Annotated in this window: 11 protein-coding genes; 4 read left to right on the forward strand and 7 right to left on the reverse strand. The window is 72.8% G+C overall.

Annotated elements, in window-relative coordinates; genetic code table 11:
• Positions 1 to 19: 19 nt before the first annotated feature.
• The 5 genes from SLAV_RS14585 to SLAV_RS14605 form a co-directional block, all read right to left on the reverse strand.
• Positions 20 to 2,440 (reverse strand): galactose oxidase family protein, encoded by a 2,421-nt coding sequence (locus tag SLAV_RS14585; protein WP_030241841.1) that lies wholly within the window; start codon positions 2,438 to 2,440, stop codon positions 20 to 22.
• 23 nt (positions 2,441 to 2,463) lie between these two features.
• Positions 2,464 to 3,648, reverse strand: coding sequence for a glycosyltransferase (locus SLAV_RS14590; protein ID WP_030241843.1), 1,185 nt, complete (start codon positions 3,646 to 3,648; stop codon positions 2,464 to 2,466).
• A gap of 6 nt (positions 3,649 to 3,654) precedes the next feature.
• Complete coding sequence (locus SLAV_RS14595; protein ID WP_037689358.1) at positions 3,655 to 5,202, reverse strand: ArnT family glycosyltransferase; 1,548 nt, start codon at positions 5,200 to 5,202, stop codon at positions 3,655 to 3,657.
• Positions 5,203 to 5,474: 272 nt separating this feature from the next.
• Complete coding sequence (locus tag SLAV_RS14600; protein ID WP_051841564.1) at positions 5,475 to 6,764, reverse strand: glycosyltransferase; 1,290 nt, start codon at positions 6,762 to 6,764, stop codon at positions 5,475 to 5,477.
• A gap of 239 nt (positions 6,765 to 7,003) precedes the next feature.
• Entirely contained in the window at positions 7,004 to 9,058 is a 2,055-nt protein-coding gene (locus SLAV_RS14605; protein ID WP_030241851.1) for a thioredoxin domain-containing protein, read from the reverse strand.
• A 371-nt stretch (positions 9,059 to 9,429) separates the two neighbouring features.
• Here SLAV_RS14605 and SLAV_RS14610 point away from each other — a divergent pair, with 371 nt between their 5' ends.
• The gene (locus SLAV_RS14610) at positions 9,430 to 12,654 is read left to right on the forward strand and encodes a tetratricopeptide repeat protein (RefSeq protein ID WP_030231234.1); all 3,225 of its coding nucleotides are present in this window, start codon (positions 9,430 to 9,432) and stop codon (positions 12,652 to 12,654) included.
• Between the two features lie 219 nt (positions 12,655 to 12,873).
• On the opposite strand, the gene SLAV_RS14615 is transcribed toward SLAV_RS14610, so the two are convergent.
• Together SLAV_RS14615 and mca are read right to left on the reverse strand one after the other, a co-directional pair.
• Complete coding sequence (locus tag SLAV_RS14615; protein WP_030231232.1) at positions 12,874 to 13,104, reverse strand: hypothetical protein; 231 nt, start codon at positions 13,102 to 13,104, stop codon at positions 12,874 to 12,876.
• Between the two features lie 2 nt (positions 13,105 to 13,106).
• Positions 13,107 to 13,988, reverse strand: coding sequence for a mycothiol conjugate amidase Mca (mca, locus tag SLAV_RS14620; RefSeq protein ID WP_037687477.1), 882 nt, complete (start codon positions 13,986 to 13,988; stop codon positions 13,107 to 13,109).
• A 105-nt stretch (positions 13,989 to 14,093) separates the two neighbouring features.
• Here mca and SLAV_RS14625 point away from each other — a divergent pair, with 105 nt between their 5' ends.
• The 3 genes from SLAV_RS14625 to greA all read left to right on the forward strand — a co-directional run bounded on the left by SLAV_RS14625 (position 14,094) and on the right by greA (position 16,493).
• Complete coding sequence (locus tag SLAV_RS14625; protein ID WP_030231227.1) at positions 14,094 to 14,507, forward strand: DUF4307 domain-containing protein; 414 nt, start codon at positions 14,094 to 14,096, stop codon at positions 14,505 to 14,507.
• 114 nt (positions 14,508 to 14,621) lie between these two features.
• Positions 14,622 to 15,815: a hypothetical protein gene (locus SLAV_RS41020; RefSeq protein WP_037687476.1), complete on the forward strand. Its 1,194-nt coding sequence runs from the start codon at positions 14,622 to 14,624 to the stop codon at positions 15,813 to 15,815.
• A 180-nt stretch (positions 15,816 to 15,995) separates the two neighbouring features.
• Positions 15,996 to 16,493: a transcription elongation factor GreA gene (greA, locus tag SLAV_RS14635; protein WP_030231223.1), complete on the forward strand. Its 498-nt coding sequence runs from the start codon at positions 15,996 to 15,998 to the stop codon at positions 16,491 to 16,493.
• Positions 16,494 to 16,515 lie beyond the last annotated feature (22 nt).

Genomic DNA, 16,515 nt, shown 5'->3' on the forward strand with positions numbered 1-16,515 from the left:
AGACGGGTGGCGGGGACCGCTAGCAGGTGCGGCCGTCGCCGTCGGGGTCGAGGCGCAGCGGGTCGCTGCCGTTGACCTTCATCCCCTTCGGGAACCGGTGGGAGGCCAGCCAGTCGCAGCGCGCCCGGGTGGTCCTGTCGACCTCCGCCGGGAAGTTCGCCGGGACGCACAGGCTCGCCGTCCCGTAGTGGCGGTCGCAGCCGGCCACGGTCGGGGCGACCGGGGCGGCGTCGCGCTGCTGCGGGTTGGGCTTCGGGGCGGCCAGCGCGTCCGCGAAGGCGTGCTCGTGGGCCGTCGGCTGCTGCCCCTGGGCGGCCGCGAGCGCGGGGGCTCCGCCGAGGTGGACCCAGGTGGCGACCGAGGGGACGCCGTTGGCGTCGACGCCGAAGAGCATGTACCAGCCGGGCGGCGCCAGGTTGGGGTTGCTGGTGACGTTGAGGTCGATGGTGGTGTTGTTGACGACGGTCATGGGCAGGTCCACGAACCGCTGGTTGGGGTCGGAGGAGTGGGTGACGGCCGCCGGGCGGATCAGTTCCGCCTTGGCGATCGGCCGGTCGACGGTGATCCGCTGCGTGTCGCCGTAGATCCACTCGGTGTCGATCACCGAGGTGAGCCGGGGGCGCGGGCCCTTGAACAGGTACGGCGGGGTGTAGATCGACACCGCGTGGTTGTACGTGCCGTTGCCCGGGTTGTCCCCGACCGACATGACCCGGCCGTCGGGCAGCAGGAAGGCGCCCGAGTGGTAGGTGCGCGGGATCGGGTCGGTGGCCAGGCCCGGCTGGTAGCTGTTGTTCGCGGGGTCGAAGAAGGAGGCCTCGAAGACCGGGTCGGCCCGGTCGTGCAGCCCGCCGCCCGTCTCCAGGACCTTGCCGTCGGGCAGCAGTACGGCGGACACGTACATCTTGCCCTCGGCGCCGGTCTGCGGGCGCTTGCCCGCACCGACGTCGACGAGGCCCTGCGGGAGGTCGGGGCCCGCGGTGTAGCCGGGGCTCGGCTTCTTGAGGTCGATGATGTCGGTGAGGCGGTTCGCGGCCGGGTTGCTCTCGTTGTTGCCGCCGCCGACGGTCAGCACCCGCTGGTCCTGGGCCGGGGGCAGCAGCACGCTCGCCGACTCGTCGCGCTCGTCCTTCCTGCGCAGTCCGGGCACGTCGGTGACGGTGTTGGCGGCGTAGTCGTAGACCGAGGAGCCGGATCCGGCCGTGCCGTTGCCGAAGGTGTGGCTGCCGGAGTAGAAGAGCCGGCCGTCCTGCATCAGGATCATCGAGGGGTACAGGCCCCAGTACGACCAGGTCTGGTTGACCTGGTTCATCGGCAGCCACCGGCCCTGCGCCGCCGAGAACTTCTCCGCCGTGACGTTGCCGGTGGAGTCCTCCTTCAGACCGCCGAAGGAGATCACGTCGCCGTTGCCGAGGACGGTGGCGGACGGGTACCAGTGGCCGCCGTTCATGTCGTTGGTCTTCGTGTACGTCTCGGTCGCCGGGTCGAAGACGTACGAGTCCTTCAGCCCCTGGTAGCCGATCTTGCCGTCGGCGGACGGGTAGCCCTTGTTCCCGCTCATCACCAGCACCCGGCCGTCGGCCAGTTGCACGTGCCCGGAGCAGAACATGTCCACCGGCGTCGGGATCGTCCTGACCGAACCGGCCACCGGGTCGTACACGGCGGAGGTGAAGGTCCCCGCGTTGAACTGGGATATGTCGTTGCCCGAGCCCGCGATCAGCAGCACCTTGCCGTTCCTGAGGACCACGGCGTGCATCGAGCGGACCGGGTTCTGGGCGGCCATCACCTCCCACGCGCCCTTGGCGCACTGGTCGGGCGTGCCCGTGCAGGCGGGCTGGGGCGGGACGGCCCCGACCTCCTCCACCGCGTAGTCGTCGGTGGTGAGGGTGCCGACGCCGTAGACCGACAGCCCCCAGGTGATCTTGTCGGTGTTCGGCGGGACGGCGGGCGTACGGACCTCCGTACGCGCCCACGCGGCGCTGACCGGCGGGTTCTGCAGGTCGGTCCAGTACTGCCAGCCGGCGGTGGTGTCGTGGCGGAAGACGGTCACGGAGACGTCGGGGGTGTTCGACCTGTACCAGGCGGACAGGTCGTACTGCCGGCCCGGTGTGACGGTGGGGGCGCAGGTGGCGTTCTCGGTGATCAGGGCCTTGCGGTCGCCGTCGACGCGGCGGGTGACGGAGACCTTCATGGCCTTGGTGCCGCCGTGCGCGTCGGCGACGGTGGCGAAGGTGAAGTCGTTGTCGCCCCAGCCGGACTTCTCCCAGCAGGCGGGCATGTCGGCGCCGGCCGGACCGGCGGTCTCGAAACCGGGGTTGGTGAGCAGGTTGGGCGGTCCGGCCGTGGCCTGCTGCGGTGCGGTGAGCAGCAGGCCGGCGGTCATCGCCCCGACGGCGAGGAGGGCGGCCCGGCGCCCCGCCCTCCGTCGGATCTTCCTCTGCATGCGGGGTGTCCTTTCGGTGCGGCTCAACTCCTGCGTGAGGTCGCCGCACGTGGCCCGCGCGGCAGGTAGACGAGGGCTTCGGTGGCGGCGAAGCGAAGGACGAAGGTGGTCACGAGCGCGAGGGCCGTCGCGGGCAGGACGCCGAGGCCGAGCCGGGCGACGAACAGCGCGATGAGCGGGATCCGCAGGAGCAGGTCGGCGTTGGCGAGGAGCGCGAAACGGCCGATCCGGTCCGCCCAGTGCCGGTGGCGGCGCCGGTCGCGGAAGAGCAGGGTCTCGATGAGGAGGAAGTTCCACAGCACGCCGGCCTGGTTGGCGAGGACCTCGGCGGCCAGGTACTGCACCCCGGCGTGCGTCAGCAGCCACAGGGCCAGCAGGTTCGGGGCGAAGCCGGACAGGCCGATCAGGCCGAAGCCGATCATCCGGGCGAGCGGGCTCGCGGAGCGCAGGGCGGCCAGGTGCGCGAGGAAGCGGATCCCCTCGCGGGCACCGGACTTGGACTCCCCGGCGAAGCGGTCCTGGAAGACGAAGGGGACCTCGGCGGTCTTCGCGGGGCGGCAGCGGACGGCCAGCTCCAGCAGGATCTTGTAGCCGAGGGGTTTGAGGGCGTCGGCGCTCACCGCCGAGCGGCGCATCGCGAAGAAGCCGCTCATCGGGTCGCTGATGCCGCGCAGGGCGCGCGGGAAGAGGCCTTTGGCCAGCCAGGTGGCGCCGCGCGAGACGGCGACGCGGTAGCTCCCGGCGAGGCCCGCCCGGCTGCCGCCGGCGATGTAGCGGGACGCGACGACCAGGTCGGCGCCGGTGCGGGTGCTCTCGCCGACCAGTTCGGGGACGAGGTGGGGAGGGTGCTGGAGGTCGGCGTCCATGACGACGATCCACTCGGAGCCGGCCCGCTTGACCCCCTCGACGACGGCCCCGCCCAGGCCGCCCTCGGCCACCTGCCGGTGCAGGACGGCCACCGGGAAGGGGCAGTCCGCGGCGGCCTTCTCGATCACGGCCGGGGTGTCGTCGGTGGAGTCGTCGACGAAGAGCACCTCACAGGGCGCTGCGGCGGGCAGCGAGGTACGGAGCCGGCTCAGCAACTCCCCCACGTTCGCCGCCTCGTTGAAGGTCGGGATGATCACGGTGACGCTGCCGGGGGCGGGCGCCCGCCCCGCGGCGGCCTCCGGCGCGTCCAGGGCGCGCGGGGGCCACAGGTCCTCGCTCATGGTGGTTCAGCTCCCACTCTCGCGGTCGGTGCGGCGGATCTCGACACGGTCCTCGCCCGTACCGAAGACGGCGACCGCGGTCGAATGCTCAAGTGCAGCCTTCACGTTGGGCAGGTCCGCCGCATCACGACGCACGGTGGGCGAGGAGACGACGTAGTCGATGTCCCGCCACCCGCGCGGCAGGGTCTTGGTGACGGCCGGGTCGAGGTCCGCCTTGTAGAACCAGATGGCGCCCGTTCCGGGTGCAAAACCGTGGTGAACAGCGTCGAGCCACAGTGCGTCGTCCACGAGGACGCGGGTGTTCGCCGGTTCGGGGACCGTGCCGAGCCAGGCGGCGGCCTGCCGGTAGGGGGCGTTCGCGTCGACGGTGAGGGCGGTGCGGTTGCCGTCGTACCAGCGCGGCAGGACGTAGACGGCGGCGGAGGCGGCGAGGACGACGGTCAGCGCCCAGCGCGCGCACACCAGGGCGCGGCGCTCCCCCGGGGTGCGGCGGCGGCGCAGGACGGCGTGGGTGACACTGGCCGCGGCGGCGGCGAGGACCAGGGCGAGGAAGGGCAGGGCCTGGATCACGTACATGGCGGGCAGGTAGCCGGAGGGCCGCAGGGCGACGAGCGCGAGGATCACGGCGGCCAGGGCCGGTCCGGCCAGGGCCCGTGCGGTGACCGACCAGCGGGTGGTGGCCAGCAGCAGGACGGCGCCCGCGAGCCCGCCGAGCGGCAGGACGGTGTCGTAGTAGAGCCAGGACCGGAACACGCCGTACGAGCCGGAGCCGGGGTCGAGGATGAATCCGGAGCCGGGGCGGCCCATCTGGTAGGTGATGCCGTCGATGAGGGAGACGTGCCCGGCGCCGGGCAGCAGTTCGCCGTTGAGCAGGGCGTACAGCGGGTACGAGAGCCCGATCAGGGCGCAGGCGGTGATGGCCCCGGTGACGGCGAACTTACGGGTGTCGCGGTGGCTGTGGCGCCACATCGTCACCAGCAGCGCCGGGAGCACCACCAGCATCGTCTCCTTGGTCAGGACGGCGGTGGCGGCGGCCAGGCCGGAGCCGAAGTGGTGCCAGAGGTGGCGGCTGGGCGACGCGGCGAGGCAGAAGGCCAGCAGCATCCACATCACGGCGAGGTTGTCGAGGAAGATCTCCCGCTGGAGCACGACGGAGAGCGGGGAGAGCCCGAAGAGGGCCATCGCGAGTCCGGCCGCCCAGCGCGGCAGCCAGAGCCGGCGGGCGAGCACGTAGATCAGCACCGAGCTGACGCCGGAGACGGCGAGCATCGAGAACCGCATCGGCGCGACCGTCATCCAGTCGGGCACGAAGAGGGAGGGCAGGTACGTCAGCCCGGCCACCTGGATCCAGCCGAGCGGCGGGTGGTCGTACCAGTAGGTGTAGTGGGCGAGGCCCTTGCCCTGCTGGACGGCCCAGGCCTGCGCGAGGTACGTGCCCTCGTCGTCGCTCAGGGTGGGGAAGTGGGTGATGTTCCAGCCCTGGACGAGGAGGATCGCCAGCAGCAGGGTGGCGCAGAGCAGCAGGTCGGGGCGGGAGGAACGGAAGCGGACCAAGGGCCGGGCGGGCGCGGGCGGACGGACGCCGAGGCCGCCGGTGGTTCCACCGGGGCCGCCGGGGCCGCCGGGGCCGCCGGGGCTGCCGGGGCTGCCGGGGCTGCCGGGGCGGCGTTGGGCGGGGACTCTGGGCTCGGTGTCGGTGGCGGTGTCGGTGGCGGTGCCCGCGCCGGCCCGGGGGCGGACGGGCAGGGTGGCGGAGGCCGTAATGGCGGTGGCTTCGCCGGGTCCGGGCTGGGGCTGGGGATCAGTGGCCGTGGGCAGGGTGGCGGTCACCGGTGGCTGTCCTCTCGGATCGCGGTGGAAGCGGTGGAGGCCGTCGCCCCGGAGAGGTGGGCGCCGGTGTGGCTGGTCAGTTCCCACTCGTTGCGGCCGCGCTGCTCGCGCCAGACCGCGCGGATCGCGGCGCCCGCCAGCATCACCTGGTAGAAGGGGCCGCCGACGACGAGCTTGACGTAGTGCACGAAACGGACCCGCAGGCCGTACTGGCGGCCGAAGTCGTGCAGGCCGACGATCTCGAAGACGAAGGTCACCAGCGCCGTGATCATGGGCAGGAAGGTGATGATCGCGATGCCGACGGGGACGTCGAGGAAGACGGCCACGGCGCAGTTGACCGGGATGATCACCCCGGAGGCCGCCTGCATGAAGGGGGTCATCAGCGTGTAGCGGGCCAGCCAGCGCTGGCCGCGGCCCGGCAGCTGCCGCCAGTCCTTCTTCCGGTAGACCTGCAGGAAGCCCTGGTTCCAGCGGGTGCGCTGCTTGAGCAGGCTCATCAGCGAGCCGGGCGTCTCCTCGCGGGTGACCATGTCGGAGTCGTAGGCGACGACCACCTTCTTGCCGACGGAGGAGAGCCGCACGCCCAGGTCGCAGTCCTCGGCGAGGCAGTTCTGGTCCCAGCCGCCCGCCTCGCGCAGCACCTCGGTGCGCACGAAGACGGTGTTGCCGCCGAGCGGGATGAAGCCCTTCTCCGCGTGCAGGTGGAGCCGGGAGCGGAACCAGAAGAAGTACTCCAGGCAGTTGCGCAGGCTGTACCAGCTGGAGTGGAAGTTGATCAGCTGTACGCCGCCCTGCACCACGTCCGCGCCGGTGGCCCGGAAGGCGTGGTCGACGTGGGCGAGGAGCTCCGGGTGGACCTGGTCCTCGGCGTCGAAGACGCCCACGATGTCGCCCCGGCAGTGCGGGAGCGCGGTGTTGAGGGCCTTCGGCTTGTTCTTCGCCTCGTGGTGGTCGGTGACGACGCGGACCCGCTCGGGCGCACGGGCGGCGGCGCGTTCGGCGACGGCCGCCGTCCCGGGGTCGTCGTGACCGACGATCACGATGATCTCGTAGTCGGTGTGGCTCGATTCGAGGAGCCGGTCGATCGTGTGCTCCAGGACGGCCTGCTCGTGGCGGGCGGGCAGGAGCAGCGAGAAGGCCAGCCGACCGCCGCCGTCGGGGCGGTCGAACCGGGTCGACGCGAGCGTCTCCGGTGTGCGCCACGCGTGCATCTGCCACCACAGGGTGAAGGCGGCCATCCAGAAGAGCGCCAGCGAAATGGCAGCAATGAACACAGAAGTGTACAAACTGTCCCCCACAGACATGCCGCAACCCCAGGCGGCGATCGAAACCCCCCGGAGGCGGACCACGGGCCCCCCGGCCCACCGCCTCCGCTTCCCCCTCGTGCGCACCCCCCAGTGCGCGGCTCGGCGAATCCCGAAGCCATGAGATTAGGCAGGCAACGTGAAGCGGAGGCGCCGCCCAGATAAAAACCACGTTTCGGAGTTGATGTACAACAACCGGAACTGACGGTACTCCGGGTACTTCAGGGACGAACCACACCCAACTGATCGGCCAACTCGACGAGTTCGGTCGTAGGCCGCGCGCAGACGAAGTGCCGGCACACGTACGCCGTCGGAAGGTCGCGAACAAGTGTGCGCTCGGCCAGAAGGGGGAACTCCCCGCCGCTCCCGTCCTCCGCACGCGGCAGGCCCACCGCCACGACCGCCCCGGGAGCCGTCCCCAGCAACGCCGTCCGGTGCAGCGCGGCCGTCGCCGGGTCGTCCGGATGCCCTACGACGGCCACTTCGCGCGGCCCGTCCACGAGCGCCTCCGCCACCGCCAGACCGTGCCCGATGAAGCGCGGGGCGCGCGGCCCGAGGGCCTGCACCACGCCCAGCGCCCGCTCGGCCGCCGTACGGTGGGGCTCGGAACCGGTGTGCGCGGCGTACGAGAGCAACGCCCCGGCGGCGGCCGTCCAGCCGGAGGGAGCGGCCGTGTCGGTCGGGTCCTGCGGCCGCCTGATCAGCTGCTCGGCGTCGTGCGCGGTGTCGTAGAGCGAGCCGTCCTCGGCGGTGAAGCGGGTCATCACCAGGTCCACCAGGAACCCGGCGAACTCCAGCCACACTCCCTCACCGGTGACGGAGGCCAGCGCCAGGAAGCCCTCGGCGACGTCACCGTAGTCCTCCAGCACCCCGGCGTTGGGGCCGACCCGGCCGTCGCGGCTGGTGCGGGCCAGGCGGGCGGAACCGTCCATGTGGACCCGGACGAGCAGGTCGGCGGCCTCGGTGGCCCGCTCGACCAGGTCCGGGCGCTCGAAGTACGCCCCGCACTCGGCGAGCGCCGCGATGGCCAGCCCGTTCCAGGCGGCGACCACCTTGTCGTCCCGGCCGGGCGCCGGACGCCGCCCGCGCGCGGCGAGCAGCCGCTCCTTGATCCCGGCGAGGCGCTCGGCGTCGAGGGCGGGGCCGTCCTGGGGCAGTTGCAGCACCGAGGTGCCGTGCTCGAAGGTGCCCTCCCGGGTCACCCCGAAGTACGCCTGCGCCAAGGCCCCGTCGGCCTCGCCGAGCACCTCGGCGAACTGCTCCGGGGTCCACGCGTAGTAGGCCCCCTCGACGTGCTTCCCGCTGACCGGGTCCTCACTGTCGGCGTCGAGGGCGGAGGCGAACCCGCCCTGCTCGGTGCGCAGTTCACGGACCATGAAGTCGGCGGTCTCCAGCGCGACCCGGCGCGCGAGGTCCGATCCGGTGGTCCGCCACAGGTGGGCGTAGACCCGGCAGAGCAGCGCGTTGTCGTAGAGCATCTTCTCGAAGTGGGGTACCACCCACTCCCGGTCCACGGAGTACCGGGCGAACCCGCCGCCCAGCTGGTCGTAGATCCCGCCCCGGGCCATCGCCTCGCAGGTGTCGACGGCCATCTGGAGGGCACCCTCGGAGCCGGTGCGGGCGTGGTGGCGCAGCAGGAACTCCAGCACCATGGACGGCGGGAACTTCGGCGCCCCGCCGAAGCCGCCGCGCACGGCGTCGTACTCCCGCGTCAGCCCGAGCAGCGCCCCGGCCAGCTCCTCGGGCCCGGGCACGCCGGCCTTGCCGTAGTCCAACTGCCGCCCGGCCAGGTCCCGCACGATCCGCTGCGCGACCTCGGCGACCTCCTCGGGCCGCCCGACCCAGGCGGTCCGCACGCCTTCGAGCACCTGCATGAAGGAGGGCATCCCGTGGCGGGGCTCGGGCGGGAAGTAGGTCCCGAAGTAGAAGGGCTCGGCGTCCGGCGTCAGGAACACGGTCATGGGCCATCCACCCTGCCCGGTCGCGGCCTGCACGGCCTCCATGTACACGGCGTCGATGTCGGGCCGCTCCTCGCGGTCCACCTTGACGTTGACGAAGTGCTCGTTCATGAAGGCGGCGGTCGCTTCCCCCTCGAAGGACTCGTGCGCCATGACGTGGCACCAGTGGCAACTCGAATACCCCACGCTGAGCAGCACCGGCACCCCCCGCTCCCGCGCCTCGGCGAAGGCCTCCGGGGACCAGGGCCACCAGTCGACGGGGTTGTCCGCGTGCTGGAGGAGGTAGGGGGAGGTCTCGTTCGCGAGGTGGTTCGGCATACGCCCATCCTGCCGCACCACCCGGCTCCCGCCCCGCGACTGGGCCATCGGACCGCCGGTTCGGCCGATCGGAACCCGCCCGGCCCGGCGTCGGCGGAGGAAGGGGGTGAGGGCGGGCGGGGCGTGAGGAGGGCGGCGGCACCAGGGCCGCGGGGCGGAGGGGGCCGGGCGGCGGTGTGGGGGGGGGCGGCCGGGCGGCGGTGTGGGGGCATCCGTCGAGGCGGGGGCGGGGTGGTCGGGGGGTGCATTTATGCGTGGTCGTGACCGGGGAGTCGTCAACTCCCTCTGAAATAGCTCAGATTCCTCGCGCGCGCGGTGGTGCCGCCGCACACTTGGGCCACGTTGCACGGAACGCTCCGAGGAGGACGCCGATGCGGGACAGCCATCGTGTCGAGGCCGAGCGGCTGCTGGTGCGGGCCGTCGAGGAGGAGGTCCGGCGGGCGGGCGCCCCGGTCGGCCGGGAGGCCCTGCTGGCGCGGGGACGGGAGGCCCTGGACGGGCTCGCGGCGGCGGCAGCCGAGGAGTACGGGGCGTACGTGGCGGCCCTGGACGAGGCCGCGGCCGGGCAGGAGTCGCTCGGCGAGGCGTTCCGGCGCGGTAACACCTCGACGGCCCTGCTGGTGACGGCGGTCGCGGCCGCCGCCGCGGCCGGGGCGGACCTGGCGCTGGGCGTCCCCGTCGGTACGGCGCTCAGCGCGGGCGTCGTCGTCGGCATCGCGGGGGCGGCGGCGACGGTGGCCAAGGTGACCGCCGTGCACCTGCCCGCGGCGAACCGCCGGGCCGGGGCCGCTGGGCGCCCGGGCGGCCCGGAGCAGCTGAGGCTCCAGTGGCTGACGGCGCTGGAGGTGCGGGGGATACGGCCCTTCCTGGAGCAGCAGCGTGCAGTGCGCACGCCGCCGCGCGGCATCCGCAACGGGACGGCGGCCGGGGGCACGGGCGCCGGGGGCGGTGCCGGGGCCGGGGCGGCGCAGCAGCTGCGCGGGGCGGACCGCAGCGCGGAGGCCCGGCGGCGCAGCATGCTGGAGCAGTCGTTCGCGCAACTCCCGGACGCCGGGGAGCAGTTCACGGGGAGGCGGACGGAGTTGACCCGGATCGCCCAGTGGGTGCAGGCCGCCCGGGCCAGCACCGAGACGCGTCCCGTGGTCGTGGTGCTGCACGGCGAGCCGGGGGTGGGCCGCACCGCCCTGGCGCTGCGGGCGGCGCACGCGCTGCGCGACCAGTTCCGCGGGGCCTGCCTGGTCGACCTGCGCGGTGGTTCCGCTCCGGGTGAGCCCTTGCTGTCGACGCGGGAGGCTCTGTTGCACCTGCTGAACCGGCTGGGTGCCCCGCGCGAGCAGCTCCTCTTCCGGGAGGGGGCCACGGCGGAGCAGCAGGTGCGCCGGCTCGGGGAGCTGTACCACCAGCACCTCCAGGGGTTCCCGGTGACGGTGGTGCTGGACGACGCGGTGGACGTGGCGCAGGTGCGCGCGCTGGTGCCGGAGCGGACCGAGAGCCTGGTGCTGGTGACGGCCCGGGAGCCGCTGGAGCTGCCCGGCGAGCTGCAGGCGTGGGTGCACCAGCTGCCGGTGGTGCGGCTGGCCGGTGCGGAGGCGGCCGAGGTGCTGGCCGCCGGGGCGCGGGCGGCGGGCGGGGCGGCGCCGGCGGCCGGGGCGGCGGCCGGGCTGCTGGAGCTCGGCGCGGGGCTGCCGCTGGCGCTGCGGGTGCTGGCGCCGCTGGGGTCGGCGCGGGCCTCGGACGCGGGGGACGGCTCGCTGGAGCACGCCCTGGACCTGGCGTACGCCCGTCTGCCGGAGGAGCGGCGGCGGCTGCTGCGGCTGCTGCCGCTGGCGGGGCGGGCCTCGCTGGGCGCCGCGGCGGCGGCGGCGCTGGCGGGCGCGGACCGGGTGGAGGCCGGGCGGCTGCTGCGCGAGCTGGCCGGGGCGGGGCTGCTGGACCTCGTACGCGGGGAGCGGTACCGGATGCACGACGCGGTGCGCGCGTACGCGGCGGCGCGGCTGGCGGCGGACGAGGACCGGGCGGAGGTGGCGGCCGCTCACGAGCGGCTGGTGCGTGACTACGCGCAGCTCGCGGACTCGGTGATCCGGATGGTCGACGGGAAGATGTCGACGCGCGCCCACCACTTCGGCGGGCACGGTTTCGGCTCGCTCGACGCGGCGCTGCGCTGGCTGGACGAGGAGTCGAGCTTCATCACGGCGGCGCTGCGGCATTCGGACGGGGTGGACCAGCAGGCGGTGCTGGACCTGCTGGGGGCGCTGTGCGACTTCTGTCTGCTGCGCGGGGACCTGTACCGGCTCGGTGAGATCAACGAGCTGACGCGGGCGGTGGACCAGGGGCGGCTGAACCGTTCGGTGCAGTGGCGTACGGGGATCGCGGCGCGCCAGCTCGGTGAGCTGGACAAGTCGCGTACGACGCTGACCTCGCTGGTGGACCAGTACAAGGAGGCGGAGCAGGAGGCGGGGGCGGGGATGGCGCTGGTGTCGCTCGGCATCACGCTGCACCACCAGGGGAACCTGCCGGAGGCGGCGGCGCGGATCCGGGAGGCGCTGGCGCTCCAGGGGTCGCCGGAGCTGGCGGGTGACCGGGCGTGGGGGCTGCACGCGCTGGCGGCGGTGGAGCGGGACCGGGCGCGGCTGGCGGAAGCGCTGGAGCTGCTGGAGGAGTCCTTGGCGCTGCACCGGGAGAGCGAGAGCGTGCACGGTGAGGCGTGGGCGCACTTCCAGCTGGGGCAGGTCCACCTGCGGCTGGGGGACGTGCCGGGGGCGGAGGCGGAGCTGGGGCTGGCGCTGGAGCTGTACGGGCGTACGCGGGACGACCGGGGTCAGGCGTGGGCGCTGACGCAGCTGGGCCGGGCGCGGGTGGTGGACGGGGATCCGGAGCCGGCGCTGGAGCGGCTGCGGGACGCGCTGGCGCGGCACCGGCTGGCGGAGGACGCGCGTGGTGAGGCGTGGACGCTGTACTACCTGGGGCAGGCGCTGGAGGAGAACGGGGAGCGGGACCGGGCGGTGCGGGAGCTGGAGCGGGCGCGGACGATGTTCTCGCGGATGCGGGACGTGTACGGGCTGGCGCACGCCCGCTACCAGTCGGGGCGGGTCACGCGTGACCAGCGGGCGGCGCAGACGGGGAACCTGCGGAATTCGGGTTTCGCCCGTCAGCTGCTGGTGGACGCGCGGGCGGATTTCCGGCGGATCGGGCTGGCCCACGGGGAGGGGTGGACCTGCCTGGAGCTGGCGGTGGTCGACGCGGGGAACGGGCGGGTGCCGCAGGCGGTGGGGCTGTGCGAGGAGGCGGCCGGGCTGTTCGTCTCGTACGGGGACCGGCGCGGCGAGGACTGGGCGCGGTTCCTGCGCTGCACGCTCCTGCCGTATGCCGTGCCGGCGGCCGCGGAGGAGGCGGGGGTCGAGCTGGCCCGGCTGGCGGCCGCCGGGCACCCGCTGCGGGACGCGCGGCTGGCGGACTGCCTGGAGACGTACGCGGTGGTCCTGGCGCGGGGCGTGGACCCGGCGGAGGGCTGGCAGGCGTGGCGCCTGGGCATGATCCCGGACCTCCGGGCCCGCGAAATCATGGGCGTACCGACTCCGGCGCCCACACCGGAGTAACCCCCACCACCCCACGCGCGACCGACGCCTACGCATCCCGCCCGCGGGCCCGGGGGCCGGGAAGCCCATGGGCCCGCGGGGCCCGGAAACTCGGGCCCCCGCGAGGCCCGGGGGCCCGTGTGCTCGTTAGCGTCCGGGAACCTGCGGGGCCCGGAAGCCCGTGGGCCCGGAAACCCGCCGGGGCCTGGGGCCCGCCGGGGCCCGGAAACCCGTCGGGGGCTACGGGGTGGTCGGGGCCTCCGTGGCCGGGGTGGCCAGGGCCGGGTCCGGGGCTTCCTGGAAGTTGACCCGGCCCATGTGCCGGCTCATGGACTTCATCAGGCCCCACACGCCGATGGCGAGGGCCGCGAACACGATGAAGCCCAGGATTCCGGGGGTCACCTTGTTCTTGTCGAAGGTGTCGGCGGCCAGCGGAAGGAGCTGGGTGACTGCTGCCTGCGTAGCGCTCATAGCTACGCATTCTCCCGGATGCCCGCGAAGAGGTCGGACTCGGGGAGGGAAGTGTCGACGAGCGACTTCGCCAGCTCGTACTCCTCCGTGGGCCAGACCTCCTTCTGGATCTCCATGGGCACGCGGAACCAGCCGCCGTCGGGGTCGATCTGCGTGGCGTGCGCGATGAGCGCCTTGTCGCGGATCTCGAAGAAGTCGGCGCAGGGCACGTGGGTGGTCAGGGTCCGCTCCTTGCGCTCGAACTCCTTCCACCGCTCCAGCCACTCGCCGTAGGGGGATTCCAGGCCGCGCGCGAGGAGCGCCTCGTGCAGGGCGATGGTGCGCGGCTTGTTGAAGCCCTGGTTGTAGTAGAGCTTCTGCGGCTGGTACGCGGCGCCGTACTCGGCCTCCGGGAACTTCTCGGTGTCGGCCGCGCCGTCGAAGGCGACCATCGTGACCTTGTGGGTCATGATGTGGTCGGGGTGCGGGTAGCCGCCGTTCTCGTCGTAGGTGGTGATGACCTGCGGCTTGAAGGCGCGGATCTTCTTCACCAGCTCACCGGCGGCCTCCTCGACGTCCGCGAGCGCGAAGCAGCCCTCGGGCAGCGGGGGCAGCGGGTCGCCCTCGGGCAGGCCGGAGTCGACGTAGCCGAGCCACTCCTGCTCGATGCCGAGGATCTCGCGGGCCTCGTCCATCTCCTTGGCGCGGACCTCGTGGATGTTCTCCTCGATGTACTTGTCCCCCTGGAGCTTGGGGTTCAGCACGGAGCCGCGCTCACCGCCGGTGCAGGTCACCACCAGCACGGGGACGCCCTCGGACACGTACTTGGCCATGGTGGCCGCGCCCTTGCTCGACTCGTCGTCGGGGTGGGCGTGGACGGCCATCAGTCGAAGCTGCTCGGTCAAGACAGGATCCTCTGTGATTCGGCGCGGCGGACAACTTCTATAGTGACCGAATCGGGGGACGGAAAATTCCAGGGTGCCTCACCCTCCCCAGCGAGAGGAACGATCATGAGCGCGGTGCGCGAAGGGCTCCCCGAGGGCCGGTACGGCCGGTCGGCGGACGAGCGTGCGGACCGGAAGCTCAAGGTCGTCGGGTCGGTGCTCGGGGTCGGGCTGCTGGCCGTCGTCGGCTGGATCGGCTGGGACTACGTCGGCGGGCAGGCCGTCAGCGCCGAGGTGATCAAGTTCCAGATCGTGTCGGACTCCGAGGTCAAGGTGCACCTGGAGGTCCGCAAGGACGCCTCGGTCACCGGTGTCTGCACCCTCAGCTCCCAGGACAAGGAGCACGGCGAGGTGGGCCGGGCGGACTTCACCTTCGCGCAGCGCGCCGGGCGGGTGGACGAGATGGTGACGCTGAAGACCACCGGCCGGGCCACGATGATCGAGCTCGTCGGCTGCCAGGCGACGGCCTCCGCCGGCTGAACCGCTCCCGCGCCGTCCCGGCGACGCGCGGTGCAGGTCCCAGGGCATGATCGCCTGTCTGTTTAGCATGTGCACGCCACCCCCCGTGCCCTGTTGAGCCGACGGAAGAACCCCATGCGCTTCAAGCGGATCCTGACCGCGACCGCAGCCCTCGTCCCCCTGATCACCCTCGCCACCGCCTGCGAGGACCCGGACCGGGCGGCCCCGCGCCCCGCCGGTCCCGCCGCGGCCGGAGCGGCCCCGGCCCCGGCCGCTCCCGGGGGTACCGACCGCGCGCCGGCCTCACTGGCCGAGGTGCAGGCCTACCTCCAGAAGTTCACCTCCTGCGAACGCCTGGGCACGGACCCGAACGACTCCCGGCTGCCGGCCACCGACGACACGAAGGACGGGGACTGGGCCGTCACCGGCCGCGGCGTCTGCACGGACGTCAAACGGCACGGCGAGATCCTCATCTACCTGGTCTCGGACATGAAGACCTTCCAGCAGGCCTACTACGACCACACCATGAAGGAGATCGGCGAGGGCAACGGCGAGTTCGGGATCTTCAGCCGGACGATCGTCGGCAAGGGCTTCGTGGCCGTGCCGGCGAAGACCGGGACCGCCGTGGACCTGGTCGCCTCCGACCTGCGCGTCCTGACCTGCAACCCGGGCTTCTCCGTGCCGGCCGGCTACAAGAAGGAGAAGCCCCTGGTCGACCACTGCGGGCTCACCGACTTCGTCAGCAGCAAGGACGGCGAGGGCAGCCGAAACCTGGAGGTCCCGCACGACCCCTCCACCGAGGGCGCCGAGAAGCCGGGCCAGCCGGCCACCGGCAGCCTGGGCCTGGCCTCCGCGGGCAGCCTCGCCGAGCTGAAGAAGCTCGTCAGCCCGCACACGGTGGACTGCACGAGCATGGCCGTCACCGACGAGCACGTGGAGTCGATCGACTACCAGCCGGTCGTCGGACGCGAGGGCCCGCGCGCCTGGGGGGTCCGGGAGCGGGCGGTCTGCGGGCAGCTCGGCGGGGCGCAGCGCGCGCACGACCTGAACTGGCTGGACACCGTCAGTGACATGAAGACCCTCCAGAGCAGGGCCAAGGCGGCGCAGCTGGCCGACCTGGCGGACGACGGACGGCTGCGGGCCACCGCGAGCAAGCTGCTGGTGGGAACGGACGTGGCCGTGGAGTCCAACAACAAGGACGTGCGGTTCGGGCTCTACCAGCTGCAGTTCCTGTACCTGAACTGCGAGACCGGTTTCACCGCCCCGGCGGGCTACCGGCTGGAGCGGGCGCAGGTCGAGGGGTGCGTCCTGACCAATTTCGAACGCTGACACCACGGCGCCCCCGGCGGCGGCCACGGCCGGGCCGTCCGGACGGCGCATGACTCCCACGGGGTCAATGACACACTTCATACACAGGGTGTCCTCCCCCTTTTCTTCCCGAATTGTTAGGCTCGTGGTTTCGCCCGCCGCTGGCGGCCTTGTAGTCCCCTGTACCAACGAGGAGCACCCGTGACCCAGACGAGCGAGAGCGTCACCTGGCTGACCCAGGCGGCGTACGACCAGCTGAAGGCGGAGCTGGACTACCTCTCTGGTCCTGCCCGCACGGAGATCGCGATGAAGATCGCGGCCGCCCGGGAAGAGGGGGACCTCCGCGAGAACGGTGGTTACCACGCGGCCAAGGAGGAGCAGGGCAAGCAGGAGCTGCGCGTCCGCCAGCTCACCCAGCTCCTGGAGAACGCGAAGGTCGGGACCGCGCCCGCCGCGGAGGGTGTGGTCGCCCCCGGCACGCTGGTGACGATCGCGTTCGACGGCGACGAGGACGACACGCTGGAGTTCCTGCTGGCCTCCCGCGAGTACGCGTCCTCGGACTTCGAGACCTACTCGCCGCAGTCCCCGCTGGGCAGCGGCGTGATGGGCAAGAAGGTCGGCGAGGACGCCGAGTACGAGCTCCCGAACGGCAAGAAGGCGGCGGTCAGGATCCTGGCCGTCAAGCCCTTCACCGGCTGATCCGGCCCCTGCGCGCACGTGA

This window comes from Streptomyces lavendulae subsp. lavendulae, assembly GCF_002803845.1.
Classification (GTDB): Bacteria; Actinomycetota; Actinomycetes; order Streptomycetales; family Streptomycetaceae; genus Streptomyces; species Streptomyces lavendulae.

Excerpts from the sequence above, each read along its gene's own strand:
- SLAV_RS41020 (WP_037687476.1), top strand. The coding sequence starts at position 14,622 with ATGCGCTTCAAGCGGATCCTGACCGCGACCGCAGCCCTCGTCCCCCTG.
- SLAV_RS14615 (WP_030231232.1), bottom strand. The coding sequence starts at position 13,104 with ATGAGCGCTACGCAGGCAGCAGTCACCCAGCTCCTTCCGCTGGCCGCC.
- SLAV_RS14610 (WP_030231234.1), top strand. The coding sequence starts at position 9,430 with ATGCGGGACAGCCATCGTGTCGAGGCCGAGCGGCTGCTGGTGCGGGCC.
- SLAV_RS14625 (WP_030231227.1), top strand. The coding sequence starts at position 14,094 with ATGAGCGCGGTGCGCGAAGGGCTCCCCGAGGGCCGGTACGGCCGGTCG.
- SLAV_RS14590 (WP_030241843.1), bottom strand. The coding sequence starts at position 3,648 with ATGAGCGAGGACCTGTGGCCCCCGCGCGCCCTGGACGCGCCGGAGGCC.
- SLAV_RS14605 (WP_030241851.1), bottom strand. The coding sequence starts at position 9,058 with ATGCCGAACCACCTCGCGAACGAGACCTCCCCCTACCTCCTCCAGCAC.
- SLAV_RS14585 (WP_030241841.1), bottom strand. The coding sequence starts at position 2,440 with ATGCAGAGGAAGATCCGACGGAGGGCGGGGCGCCGGGCCGCCCTCCTC.